This window comes from Phycicoccus sp. Soil802 (assembly GCF_001429605.1).
Classification (GTDB): Bacteria; Actinomycetota; Actinomycetes; order Actinomycetales; family Dermatophilaceae; genus Pedococcus.
In genome coordinates this window covers 164461-176203 of sequence record NZ_LMSS01000004.1, presented here as the reverse complement: position 1 = coordinate 176203, position 11743 = coordinate 164461, and the positions used below count along the sequence as shown (strand labels likewise).

Annotated in this window: 9 protein-coding genes; 2 read left to right on the top strand and 7 right to left on the bottom strand. The window is 70.4% G+C overall.

The features are described 5' to 3' along the window. Positions 1-10: 10 nt before the first annotated feature. Both argG and ASG91_RS09895 read left to right on the top strand, forming a co-directional pair. Positions 11-1429 carry an argininosuccinate synthase gene (argG, locus tag ASG91_RS09900; RefSeq protein ID WP_056922480.1) on the top strand — a complete coding sequence of 473 codons (1419 nt, stop codon included), beginning with the start codon at positions 11-13 and terminating at the stop codon, positions 1427-1429. 86 nt (positions 1430-1515) lie between these two features. Then, positions 1516-2199 carry an RNA polymerase sigma factor gene (locus ASG91_RS09895; RefSeq protein WP_056922479.1) on the top strand — a complete coding sequence of 228 codons (684 nt, stop codon included), beginning with the start codon at positions 1516-1518 and terminating at the stop codon, positions 2197-2199. A 50-nt stretch (positions 2200-2249) separates the two neighbouring features. On the opposite strand, the gene ASG91_RS09890 is transcribed toward ASG91_RS09895, so the two are convergent. From ASG91_RS09890 to ASG91_RS09860, 7 genes are all read right to left on the bottom strand, one after another. Beyond that, a complete protein-coding gene (locus ASG91_RS09890; RefSeq protein ID WP_056922478.1) occupies positions 2250-4559 on the bottom strand; it encodes a bifunctional diguanylate cyclase/phosphodiesterase in 2310 nt (769 codons plus the stop codon). 137 nt (positions 4560-4696) lie between these two features. Next, on the bottom strand, positions 4697-6277 hold the full coding sequence (gene cimA / locus ASG91_RS09885) for a citramalate synthase (protein ID WP_056922720.1): 1581 nt from the start codon (positions 6275-6277) through the stop codon (positions 4697-4699). A gap of 331 nt (positions 6278-6608) precedes the next feature. Then, positions 6609-7346 carry a gamma-glutamyl-gamma-aminobutyrate hydrolase family protein gene (locus ASG91_RS09880; protein WP_056922477.1) on the bottom strand — a complete coding sequence of 246 codons (738 nt, stop codon included), beginning with the start codon at positions 7344-7346 and terminating at the stop codon, positions 6609-6611. Positions 7347-7353: 7 nt separating this feature from the next. Continuing rightward, entirely contained in the window at positions 7354-8121 is a 768-nt protein-coding gene (locus ASG91_RS09875; protein ID WP_056922476.1) for a 3-oxoacyl-ACP reductase, read from the bottom strand. A gap of 27 nt (positions 8122-8148) precedes the next feature. Next, positions 8149-9537: an aldehyde dehydrogenase gene (locus tag ASG91_RS09870; RefSeq protein ID WP_056922475.1), complete on the bottom strand. Its 1389-nt coding sequence runs from the start codon at positions 9535-9537 to the stop codon at positions 8149-8151. Further along, positions 9534-10901: a glutamine synthetase family protein gene (locus ASG91_RS09865; protein ID WP_056922474.1), complete on the bottom strand. Its 1368-nt coding sequence runs from the start codon at positions 10899-10901 to the stop codon at positions 9534-9536. Before ASG91_RS09865 ends, ASG91_RS09870 begins: the two co-directional genes overlap by 4 nt. A gap of 94 nt (positions 10902-10995) precedes the next feature. Beyond that, positions 10996-11727: a FadR/GntR family transcriptional regulator gene (locus tag ASG91_RS09860; RefSeq protein ID WP_371262043.1), complete on the bottom strand. Its 732-nt coding sequence runs from the start codon at positions 11725-11727 to the stop codon at positions 10996-10998. Positions 11728-11743 lie beyond the last annotated feature (16 nt).

The following is an 11743-nucleotide window of genomic DNA, read 5'->3' as shown; positions in this document are numbered from 1 at the left end:
CTGACCTACCGTGTCGAAGGTTCTGACGTCCCTGCCTGTTGGTGAGCGTGTCGGGATCGCCTTCTCGGGCGGTCTGGACACCTCTGTCGCCGTTGCCTGGATGCGGGAGAAGGGGGCGATCCCCTGCACCTACACCGCAAACCTGGGCCAGTACGACGAGCCCGAGATCGACACCGTCCCCGATCGGGCCGGCGCGTACGGCGCCGAGCTCGCCCGGCTCGTCGACTGCCGCTCGGCGCTGGTCGAGGAGGGCTTGTCCGCGATCGCCTGTGGCGCGTTCCACATCCGCAGCGGTGGCAAGACCTACTTCAACACCACTCCCCTGGGCCGGGCGGTCACGGGCACCCTGCTGGTGCGGGCCATGAAGGACGACGGCGTCGACATCTGGGGCGACGGATCCACCTTCAAGGGCAACGACATCGAGCGCTTCTACCGCTACGGCCTGCTGGCCAACCCGTCGCTGCGCATCTACAAGCCCTGGCTCGACGCCGACTTCGTCACCGAGCTCGGCGGCCGCAAGGAGATGTCCGAGTGGCTGCAGGCCCGCGACCTGCCCTACCGCTCCAGCACCGAGAAGGCCTACTCGACCGACGCCAACATCTGGGGCGCGACCCACGAGGCGAAGACGCTCGAGTTCCTCAGCGAGAGCATGGAGATCGTCGACCCGATCATGGGCGTCCCCTTCTGGGACGAGTCCGTGGCGATCCCCACCGAAGACGTGACCGTCCGCTTCGACCAGGGCCGACCGGTGGCCATCAACGGCCAGGTCTTCCCCGACGCCGTCGCACTGGTCGACGAGGCCAACACGATCGGTGGTCGCCACGGCCTCGGCATGTCCGACCAGATCGAGAACCGCATCATCGAGGCCAAGAGCCGTGGCATCTACGAAGCCCCGGGCCTGGCCCTCCTCTGGATCACCTACGAGCGACTGCTCAACGCGATCCACAACGAGGACACCATCGCCAACTACCACGCGGAGGGCCGCCGGCTCGGCCGCCTGCTCTACGAAGGCCGCTGGCTCGACCCCCAGTCGCTGATGCTGCGCGAGTCGCTGCAGCGGTGGGTCGCGTCGGTCGTGACCGGCGAGGTCACCGTGCGGCTGCGTCGCGGCGACGACTACTCGATCATCGACACCACCGGCCCCGCCTTCAGCTACCACCCCGAGAAGCTCTCGATGGAGCGCACCGAGGGCGCGGCCTTCGGCCCCGTCGACCGGATCGGGCAGCTGACCATGCGGAACCTCGACATCGCCGACTCCCGGGCCAAGCTCGAGCTGTATGCCGCGCAGGGCCAGCTCGTCGCGCGTCACCAGGACCTCGTGGGAGACCTGGAGCCCGGCGGCGCCAAGGCGATCTCGTCGAACCCGAGGGCGCAGGACGGCGAGGACGACGCCCTCGACCGGGCAGCCATGGAGTCCGGCACCGACTGACCGGAGCCGGCGGACCCGGGGCAAACGGGTCGACATGACCCGCGTCACACATCGTTCTCCCATGCGTCTCGTTACGCATGGAGGGCATGCAGGTCCCTGCGGGCGCGGCGGTGTACGGCGAGCCGGACCCGTCGACGGTCGACGACCCCGCGAGTCCGGGAGCCGCGTCTGACCTTGCGGCCGAGGACGACCTCGTGCTCTTGGCCGCCGTCCGAGCGGGCGACATGTCGGCGATGTCGGCGCTCTACGAGCGCCACTACGCCGCAGCGCTCCGCACCGCGCGCGCCGTCGGCGGTGCCGGCCTGGCCGACGACCTGGTCAGCGACGCGTTCTCCCGGGTGGTCACGTCCGTGCTCCACGGCTCGGGCCCGGACCGCTCGCTGCGGCCCTACCTCGCGACGACCATCCGCCACCTGTACGTCGACCGGGTCCGCAAGGGCGCCCGAGAGTTCCTCGTCGGGGACTCCGACGCGCTGGACCGGCTCCAGCCCGACGACAGCGACACGATCCTCGAGGAGAGCCTGGTGGTCGAGGTGCTCTCGACGCTGCCACCGCGGTGGCGGGAGATCCTGTGGCGCACGATCATGATCGGCGAGCCGTTGGCCGTCGCCGGGGCCAAGATGGGCCTCAATGCGAACGCCGCGGCCGCCCTGAGCTTCCGCGCCCGCGGCGGACTTCGCACCGCGTACCTCGCGCGGAAGTCCGCCGAGGAAGCGGGCCCGTCCGCCGAGGAAGCCGGTCGACAGCAGGCGGTCCGCGGTCCCGCCTGAGGCCGGGTGGAGCTCTGCGCAACCCGATGGCGGACGGTCCACGGTTCCTCTCAGGACAGCGGCTCCACGAGCCTCAGGTGGCGGTTGAGGTCGGGCGCAGGGGTTGCCACGAAGTAACCCTGCGCCAGGTCGAAGCCGAGGCCGCGCACCTCGGCAAGCTGGCCGGCGGTCTCGATCCCCTCCGCCAGGACCTCGATCCCGAGGGCCGAGGCGATGTCGACCGCAGACTTCATGATCGCCCTTGCGACGTCGGTCGACCGTGGCTCCGATGCCCTGAGCGCCGCAGCGAACGAGCGGTCCACCTTGATGACGTCGACGGGCATGCGCTGGAGGCGAGCCAGCGAGGAGTAGCCGACGCCGAAGTCGTCGATCGCGATGCGGACCCCGAGCTGCGCGACCTCCCGGAGCAGCGACTCCGACCGCGGCGTGCCGGCCGCGGTCTCGGTCACCTCGAGCTCGAGCCGTTGCGGGTCGACCCCGAACTCGTCCAGGGCCTGCTCGAGCCGCTCGAGGAAGTCGTTCGCGTCGAGCTCTGAGTGGGACACGTTGAAGGCCACCCGGACCCCACCTCCGAGGGTGGCGAGCTTGCGGCAGGCCTGGCGGAGCATGAGCCCGCCGATGGGCACGAGGAGACCGGATGCCTCCGCCACCTCCAGGAACTCCGACGGCGGTAGCAGGCCGCGACGTGGGTGCTGCCACCGCAGCAGCGCCTCGGTCGCCACGACCTTGCCGGTGCGCAGGTCGTGCTGCGACTGGTAGTAGAGGAGGAACTCCTCTCGCGTGATGGCCCGCTGCAGATCGGCGACCAGGGACGCCCGCTCCCGGGCCTGCATCGTCATCGACGAGGTGTAGGAGCTCATCCGGCTTGGCCCGGCGGCCTTCGCGGCATACAAGGCGAGGTCAGCCCTGCCGACCAGCTCCTCGGACCGCGTGGTGCCCGGCCAGGCGCGGGCGCAGCCGACGCTCGTGGTCACGTGAAGCCGGTTGCCCCGCACGATGAAGGGCTCGGTGAACACGTCCTGGTAGGGCGCGAACAGCAGCTCGGCGAAGTCCGGCGGCGACGCCGGCTGCGTCACGACCGCGAACTCGTCCCCACCCAGGCGAGCGATGAAGTCGTCCTCCCTGCAGGCGGCCATCCGCAGGGCGACCTGGACCAGCAGCTCATCGCCCACCGAATGCCCCAGGGTGTCGTTGACGACCTTGAAGTTGTCCAGGTCGAAGATGGCGAGGTGGACCTCGCCGGCGCTCGGTTCGCCGTCGAGGACGGAGTCGAGGCTCTCCTGGAACCGGCGGCGGTTGGCCAGCGCCGTCAACGGGTCGGTCTCAGCGAGCCGCACCATCTCGAGGCCGTGGATGTGGGCCTGGGTGGTGTCGGCCCCCACCCCTCGCCAGCCGAGGACCCTCCCGTCCGCCGCCTTCCTCGGCTTGGCCGAGATGGCCCACCAGTGCTCCGATCCGCCGACCTGGACGTGGAGCAAGTGGTCACGGACGCCCACCCCACGCGCCATCGCGTCGGTGAGCAGCTCGACGGATCGACGCCCGTCGTCGGACGGGTGGGCGAGTCGCCCCAGCAGCTCCACCATCGTCAGCCGACGAAGCGACTCCACCGAGTAGCCGGACACTTCGGCGAGCCGTTCCGACGCGTGGGTGAGGGCGCCTTGGGAGTCGGTCTCCCACAGCCAGTCGCGTGAGCCGTCCTCGAAGTCGTCGAGGAGGAGCTCGACGACCTGGTGCTCCCGTCTGGCATTGATCTCGGCCAGCGTCCGTCGCCGGAACGAGTCGGCCAGGTAGACCACCCCGGCGACCAGCACCGCGCCGTAGACGAACATCTGGACCGTCAGCACGTCGTAGGCGGTCCGGTCCATCGCCAGGAAGGTGGGGGCAATGGTGGACACGTGGAGGACCACCCACAGCGTGCCGACCGACCTGACCGTCGAGAGCGCCACCGCCCCGGCCCCCAGGATCCCCGCGATGGACGCCACCAGGACCAGCTGTCGATCCGGGTCGATCCGCGGGAGCAGGTAGGCGGCCAGGATCGCGTTGAGGGAGGCCTGGAGCGTGACCTCGAGCATCGAGATGCGGTGGTACCGGCGCCTCAGGACGGCGGTCGGCCTGGGCGGGGAGGCTCGCTCACCGAGCCACCAGACCACCGCACGCAGAGCAGCCGCGGGCAGCGCCAGGCCCACCCACACCAGGGCAAAGACGGGGTGACCGGGCAGGGCGATGTAGAGGGTCACGACGATGATGTTCGTGGCGTTGGCCAGGTTCGCGCGTGGCGCCACCTTCATCGCGGCGAGGACCTGTCGACCGAAGATCTCGTCCTCGATGCCCTCGAGCCCGGCTACTCCTGGTTCATCCACGGGCCTCCGTCCCTCGTGACTCGTCCCCTGCGGGTGGTCTCGCCTCCAGACGTCCCAGGGGCAGCACCCATTACGCGGTGTCCAGGATGCGAGAGGCGAGGGGCGCGCCGCGGCGACGCCCACGCACGGTGGAGTCCCTAGCGGACGGGCACCCCGGCGCGCACCAGGCCGTACGTGACGCCGTCGACCAGGGCCTGCCACGAGGCCTCGATGATGTTGCCGGCCACGCCGATGGTCTCCCACGACGTCGAGCCGTCGGAGGTCTCGATGAGCACCCGGGTGACCGCGTCGGTGCCGTGGGCGGCATCGAGGATGCGCACCCGGAAGTCGATCAGCTCGAGCTTGTCGAGCTCGGGGTAGGCGGGCGCCAGCGCACGGCGAAGCGCGTGGTCGAGGGCGTTGACGGGTCCGTTGCCCTCACCGGTCGCCACGACCCGCTCGCCGCCCGCGAGGACCTTGACGGTCGCCTCGGACAGCGCGTCCTCGTCGCCACGCGCGTCGGTGATGACCCGCCAGGACTCGACCTCGAAGAAGTCGTAGCCGCCGCCCTCGACCTCACGGCGCAGCAGCAGCTCGAAGGAGGCGTCGGCCGCGTCGAAGGTGTAGCCCCGCAGCTCGAGCTCCTTGACTCGGGCCAGGACACGGATCAGCAGGTCGTTGTCGTCGGACAGGTCGTAGCCCAGCTCCCGGCCCTTGAGCTCGATGCTGGCGCGTCCAGCCATGTCGGACACCAGCATCCGCATGTCGTTGCCCACGTGCTGGGGGTCGGTGTGCTGGTAGAGGTCGGGGTCGACCTTGATCGCGCTCGCGTGGAGACCGGCCTTGTGGGCGAACGCGCTGGCCCCGACGTAGGGCTGCCGGGAGTAGGGCGGGACGTTGGTGATCTCGCTGATCGAGTGGGCGATCCGGGTCGCCTCGCGCAGCCGGTCGGTCTCGAGCAGCGGCAGCCCCCGCTTGATCTGCAGGTTGCTGACGACTGTGAGGAGGTCGGCGTTGCCCGTGCGCTCGCCGTAGCCGTTGATGGTGCCCTGCACGTGCGTCGCCCCGGCGTCGACGGCCGCCATGGAGTTGGCCACCGCGCAGCCGGTGTCGTTGTGGCAGTGGATGCCGACCCGCGCCGAGGTCGCGCCGACCGCATCGGCCACCACGTCCGCGATCTGGTCGGGCAGCATGCCGCCGTTGGTGTCGCAGAGGGCGACGACCTCGGCACCGGACTCCATCGCCGCCCGCACGACCTCGAGCGCGTAGTCGCGGTTCGCGGCATACCCGTCGAAGAAGTGCTCGGCGTCGAGGAAGACCCGTCGCCCCTCCCCCGCGAGGAACGACACGGTGTCGCGCACCATGGCGAGGTTCTCCTCGAGGGTGGTGCGCAGGGCCGACTCCACATGGCGCACATGGGACTTCGCCACCAGAGTCACCACCGGCGCCTGGCTGTCGAGCAGGGCGCGCACCAGGGGGTCGGTGGCCGCCTGGCCACCGGCCCGCCTGGTCGCGCCGAACGCTGCGAGCGTCGCATTGCGCAGCCGCAGCTCGGTCTGGGCGCGGGCGAAGAACTCGGTGTCCTTCGGGTTCGCGCCCGGCCAACCACCCTCGATGAAGCCGACCCCGAGCTCGTCGAGGTGCATGGCGATGGCGAGCTTGTCCGACACGGAGAGGTTGAGCCCCTCCTGCTGCGCGCCATCGCGCAGGGTGGTGTCGTAGACGTGCAGGTCGCTCATCGTCATTCCTCGCCGAGTCGTCATTCGGTGTCCTGGTGGTCATTCTCCCCGTCATCGCGCCCCTCTGCCCGGCTGGGGTGTGCCGGCGAGGCCTGTGTCCGTGTCTCCACGAACGCTGTGTCTCCACAAAGCAAAAGACCCCCCGGGTGTGGGAGGTCTGCGCGACGAGAGGTCTCGTCGCGCTAGTCGATAATCACCATGGTGGTAGCCATGTGCCAGGAGGTCACGGGATCACTGTGGCAGGTGCTGTCCACCGACTGAACCCCCGGTCCGCCATCTGGTCACGCTGTTCTGCGGGTCGAGGTGAACCCGCCGGTGATGGCGGGCGTGTTCACCTCGACTCGGAGGCGGAGTCGCGGTGTTGGCGCGCGGCAGCCACGAGTGCGTCGAAGAGCCTCGGGTCGTCGCCCACCTCGGGGTGCCACTGGACGCCCAGCCGGAACCGCGCAGCGGGGTCCTCCATCGCCTCGAGGGTGCCGTCCGCCGCCCACGCCGACGGCTCGTACCCGGGGTGGGTCAGCACCGACTGGTGGTGGTAGCTCGGCACATCCGTCACGTCTCCGAGCAGGCTCGCGATGCGGGTGCCGGGGACCGTGGTGACCACGTGGTGGCCGTAGACCGCGACACCCGGCGAGTGGTCGACGTGCCCGACGCGGTCGGGCACGTGCTGCTCCAGGACACCGCCGGCCGCGACGGCCATCACCTGCATGCCGCGGCAGATGCCGAGCAGGGGCAGGTCGGCCTCGGCCGCAGCCGTGGCCAGGGCGAGCTCCATGGCGTCGCGGTCGTGGCGCGCTTCCTGCACCTCCGGGTGTCGCTCGGGCGCGGCATACCGGTCCGGGTCGACGTCGGCGCCGCCGGCGATCACCAGCCCGTCGATCCGCGACACGATGTCGCGGGCGACCACGTCGTCCGCGTCGGCCCTCGGCGGGATGACGAGGATCGTCCCGCCCGCCGCCTCGACCTGCCGGACGTAGTCGTGCGGCAGGACGACGCTCGGCACGTCCTTCCAGTCACCGCGGCTCGCCGGCTCGACGTAGCAGGTGATCCCGATGAGCGGTCGGCTCACGCAGACCTCACAGGGGGGTCACGTAGGCGGCGGAGATCCCTCCGTCGACCAGGAACGTCGAGGCGGTCATGAAGCTCGACTCGTCGGAGGCCAGGAAGAGCACCGCGTTGGCCATCTCCTCCGGCTCGCCGAACCGGCCCATCGGCACGTGCACGAGCCGGCGGGCCGCCCGCTCCTCGTCCTTGGCGAACAGCTCCTTGAGCAGCGGGGTGTTGACCGGCCCCGGGCACAGCGCGTTGACCCTGATCCCCTCGCGGGCGAACTGCACCCCGAGCTCGCGCGTCATGGACAGCACGCCGCCCTTGCTGGCGCTGTAGGAGATCTGCGACGTCGCGGCGCCCATCACCGCGACGAACGACGCCGTGTTGATGATCGACCCGGACTTCTGCTCCAGCATGTAGGGCAACGCCGCCTTGCAGCACAGGTAGACGCTGGTGAGGTTGACCTCCTGCACCCGGCGCCAGGCATCGAGGTCCGTGTCCAGGATCGAGTCGTCCTCCGGAGGGCTGATGCCGGCGTTGTTGAACGCGATGTCGAGCCGCCCGAACTTCTCCTTCGCCGTCGCGAACAGGCGGTCGACGTCGTCCTTGGCGGCGACGTCGCAGTGGACGTAGGCGCCCCCGATCTCCTCGGCCAGGGCTTCCCCCGCCGCGTCGTCGAGGTCGCCGACGACGACCTTGGCGCCCTCCTCGGCGAACCGGCGGACAGTCGCGAGACCGATGCCGGAGCACCCGCCCGTGACGACGGCCACCTTGCCCTCGAGCCTGCCTGCCATGTGATGTCCTCTCAGGAAGTTGTTGAGTCAGTTCAGGGTGGAAATGCTGCGACTCGAAATGAAGACGTTCTTGACGTCGGTGAAGGCGTCGAGGGCGTCGGGACCGAGCTCGCGCCCGATCCCCGACTGCTTGAAGCCACCGAAGGGTGTGGAGTAGCGGACGCTGCTGTGCGAGTTGACCGACAGGTTGCCCGCCTCGACGCCGCGGGCCACGCGCAGGGCGCGTCCCACGTCGCGGGTCCAGATCGACCCCGACAGCCCGTAGGCCGTGTCGTTCGCCTTCGCGACCGCGTCCGCCTCGTCGTCGAACGGCATGACGGCCACGACCGGTCCGAAGACCTCCTCCTGCCAGACCCGGTCGGTCGTCGCCCTCGGCAGCACCACCGTGGCCGGGTACCAGTACCCGTCCCCGGTCGGCGCCTCGCCGCGGAAGGCGACGTCGACGTCCTCGGTCGCCTCCTCGACGTAGGAGCGCACCGTCTCGCGCTGGCCGGCGCTGATGAGCGGTCCCATCTCGGTGCCCTCGGCGCCGGGATCGGACACCACGACACCCTTCACGGCCGGCTCGAGGAGCTCCATGAACCGGTCGAAGACGCTGCGCTGCACGAGGATCCGACTGCGCGCACAGCAGTCCTGCCCCGCGTTGTCGAAGACTCCGTAGGGAGCCGTGGCAGCCGCGGTCTCGAGGTCGCTGTCGTCGAACACGATGTTCGCGCTCTTGCCGCCGAGCTCGAGGGTGATCCGCTTGACCTGGTCGGCGGCGCCGCGCATGATCCGCTGGCCGACGGCGGTCGACCCGGTGAAGCAAACCTTGCGCACCGAGGGGTGGGTCACGAAGCGCTCGCCGACGACGGACCCCTTGCCCGGGATGACCGTGAAGACGCCCTCGGGGATCCCGGCCTCCAGGGCCAGCTCGCCCAGCCGGATCGCGGTCAGCGGGGTCAGCTCAGCAGGCTTGAGCACCACCGTGTTGCCCGCAGCAAGCGCCGGGGCGAAGCCCCAGCCGGCGATCGGCATCGGGAAGTTCCAGGGGACGATGATGCCCACCGTGCCGAGCGGCTCCTTGAAGGTGACGTCCAGTCCGTCGGCCACGGGGATCTGCCGGCCGAACAACCGCTCGGGGGCCGCCGAGTAGTAGGCCAGCACGTCGCGGACGTTGCCTGCCTCCCACCGGGCGTTGCCGATGGTGTGACCGGAGTTGGCCACCTCGAGCTGGGCGAGCTCCTCGCTGTGCGCGTCGACCTGCTCGGAAAACCGTCGTAGCAGGCGTCCCCGGTCGGCGGGCGCCACGGCACGCCACGCCGGCCCAGCAGCTTCGGCCGCCTCGATCGCCGCGTCGGTCTGCTCGACGTCGGCCAGCGGGACCTCGGCCACCACGGCTTCGGTGGCGGGGTTGACGACCTGGTGCACGCTCACAGCCGCTCGAACCCCCTGACCCGCTCCCAGTCGGTCACCGCGGCGTTGAAGGCGGCGAGCTCGACGTCGGCGGCGTGCGCGTAGTGGTCGACCACGTCGTCGCCGAACGCGCCGCGGGCGAACTCCGAGGCCGCGAACAGGTCGCGCGCCTCGGCGAGGGTCGACGGCACGCGGTCCTTGTCGGACGCGTAGGCGTTGCCCTCGAAGGCCGGCTCGAGCGCGATCTCCTCGCGGATGCCGTGCAGCCCTGCGGCGAGCATGCCCGCCACCGCGAGGTAGGGGTTCACGTCACCACCGGGCACGCGGTTCTCGACCCGCAGACCGGCACCGTGGCCGACGACCCGCAGCGCACAGGTGCGGTTGTCGGTGCCCCACGCGATCGCGGTCGGGGCGAACGACCCGGGCTGGAACCGCTTGTAGGAGTTGACGTTCGGGGCGTAGAGGAGCGTGAGCTCGCGCATCGTCGCCTGGATGCCCGCCACGAAGTGCTCGAAGACGGCGCTGCGCCCATCCTCCTTGTCGTCGTCCGCGAAGACGATCCCCCCGTCGGTGCCGCGCAGCGAAAGGTGGATGTGGCACGAGTTGCCCTCGCGCTCGTCGTACTTCGCCATGAAGGTCAGCGACTTGCCATGGTTGGCCGCGATCTCCTTGGCCGCGGTCTTGTAGACCACGTGGTTGTCACAGGTGCGGACCACGTGGTCGTAGAGGAACGCGATCTCGTGCTGGCCGAGGTTGCACTCACCCTTGGCGCTCTCGACGGTGACGCCCCCGGCATACATCTCGTTGCGGATGTCGCGCAGCAGCGGCTCCACGCGGGTGCCGCCGAGGATCGAGTAGTCGACGTTGTAGCGGTTGGCCCCGGTGAGGCCCTGGTAGCGGCGGTCCCAGGCCTGGTCGAAGGAGTCCTCGAACACGATGAACTCGAGCTCGGTGCCGGTGAGGGCGGCGAAGCCGAGCTCGGCGGCCGCGTCGACCTGGGCCTTGAGGACCGAGCGTGGCGACTCCCGGACGAGACCGCTGCCGTCGAGCCACGACAGGTCGCACTGCACGGTCGCCGAGTAGGGCTGGCCCGGGGTTCGGCGCAGGGTGTCGAGGTCGAGGTCGAACATCATGTCGCCGTACCCGCGCTCCCACGAGCTGATGGCGTAGCCGTCCACGGTGTTCATGTCGACGTCGACCGCGAGCAGGTAGTTGCACCCCTCGGTGCCGTGACCCAGCACGGAGTCGAGGAAGAACTGGGCGTGGATCCGCTTGCCCTGCAGGCGACCCTGCATGTCGGTGAACGCGACGATGACCGTGTCGACCACCCCGGAGGCGATGTCGGCACGGAGCTGCTCGACGGTGAGCTGCGGTGGAGCGGTCATGCGGGTCTCCTGGTCTGTCGCGTGGTCGTGAGCGTGGTCGTGAGCGTGGTCGTCGTGAGCGTGGTCGACGCGAGCGTGGTCAGCGGGCGCCTGGTCATCCGATCAGCCCTCTCAGCAGGGCGGCCGTGGCGTCGCAGTGCTCCTCCATCGCCTCGCGGGCACGGGCGTCGTCGCCGTCGAGGATGGCCCGCACGATCGCGTCGTGCTGGTCGTTGGAGTGGGCGATGTTGGTCGGCAGCACGGGGATCGCGGAGAGCAGCTCGTTGAGGGCCGCCTGGGCGCGCGTGACTGCCTCGATGAGCATCGGCGAACCCGACAGGGTGGCCACGGCCAGGTGGAAGCGGCTGTCGGCCAGTCGGTGGGCCGCGTTGTCCGGCGCCTCGCGGGCTGCCTTGGCGCTCTCGACCAGCCAGGCCCGCTGGTCGGCGGCGAGGGCTCGCGTCGCGGTGAGCGCGGCCGCGCCAGGCTCGACGACCCGGCGGAAGTCGATGGCGTCCGCGAGCGCCGCACCGGTCCGCACCGGCACGGACCCGGCCCGGCTGCCGGGCTCCAGCCCTGCGTAGGTCACGACGCTGCCGCCCCCTCGCCCACGGCGCGTCGTGACCAGTCCCGAGTCGCGCAGCGCGGCGATCGCCTCGCGCAGCGTGCTCCGGCTGACCCCCAGCCGGTCGGCGAGCTCGCGCTCCGGCGGGAGCTGCTCGCCGTCGGTGAAGACGCCGAGCCGGATCGCCGTCGCGAGCTGCTCGACTGTCGACTCGAAGGCGTTGCCCGACGCCGGCCGGAGGACGACGTGGGGCAGCGACATCCTCGGCTGGGCGGAGCTCACCGTCCGATCCAATACC

Coding starts and splice junctions, on each gene's coding strand:
- ASG91_RS09875 (WP_056922476.1), bottom strand. CDS start 8,121: ATGGCAGGCAGGCTCGAGGGCAAGGTGGCCGTCGTCACGGGCGGGTGC.
- ASG91_RS09865 (WP_056922474.1), bottom strand. CDS start 10,901: ATGACCGCTCCACCGCAGCTCACCGTCGAGCAGCTCCGTGCCGACATC.
- cimA (WP_056922720.1), bottom strand. CDS start 6,277: ATGAGCGACCTGCACGTCTACGACACCACCCTGCGCGATGGCGCGCAG.
- ASG91_RS09895 (WP_056922479.1), top strand. CDS start 1,516: ATGCAGGTCCCTGCGGGCGCGGCGGTGTACGGCGAGCCGGACCCGTCG.